This is a genomic window from Nostoc sp. KVJ20, assembly GCF_001712795.1.
Taxonomy (GTDB): domain Bacteria; phylum Cyanobacteriota; class Cyanobacteriia; order Cyanobacteriales; family Nostocaceae; genus Nostoc.
This window is the reverse complement of the sequence record NZ_KV757858.1, coordinates 1-503: the sequence shown is the minus strand read 5'-3', so window position 1 is coordinate 503 and position 503 is coordinate 1. Positions and strand designations below refer to the sequence as shown.

General features: G+C 38.6%; 1 protein-coding gene. It reads right to left on the bottom strand.

The window, feature by feature from the left end; all coding sequences use genetic code 11:
• On the bottom strand, positions 1 to 503 hold a 503-nt coding region (locus tag A4S05_RS38305), incomplete at both ends, for an AMP-binding protein (protein WP_141699951.1).

Sequence of the window (503 nt, the reverse complement as noted above, 5' to 3'; positions counted from 1 at the left end):
GGGTATTAGCAATGGGGCGACCAATAGGAATAGAAGCCCCTGGCTTGAGTGGTGCTGTAATCTCATAACAGCAGGTAAAAGTTGTACTTTCTGTCGGTCCGTAACCATTAATTAGTTTACAGTTTTCTACTGTGTTGATAAATTTCTGGACATGGGTAACGGATAAAACATCGCCACCTGCTAACAGTTGACGTAAGGGTTTTAAAGCATCAATTTTTTCATCGACTATTAGATGGAATAAACCCGCCGTTAGCCATAAGGTTGTTACCTGATATTGCTGAATAAATTGTCCTAATTCGTCTAAAGATGGCGTATGGGGAGGGAATATTATTAGTTTTCCACCATTAAGCAAACAACCCCAAATTTCAAAAGTTGAAGCATCAAAAGAGATAGGGCTAATTTGCAGAAATACTTCTTTGTTAGTGAGGCTTACATAGTTAGTTTCTTTGACTAATCTAACTACACCTTGATGGATAACACTAACACCTTTGGGTTGACCTGTA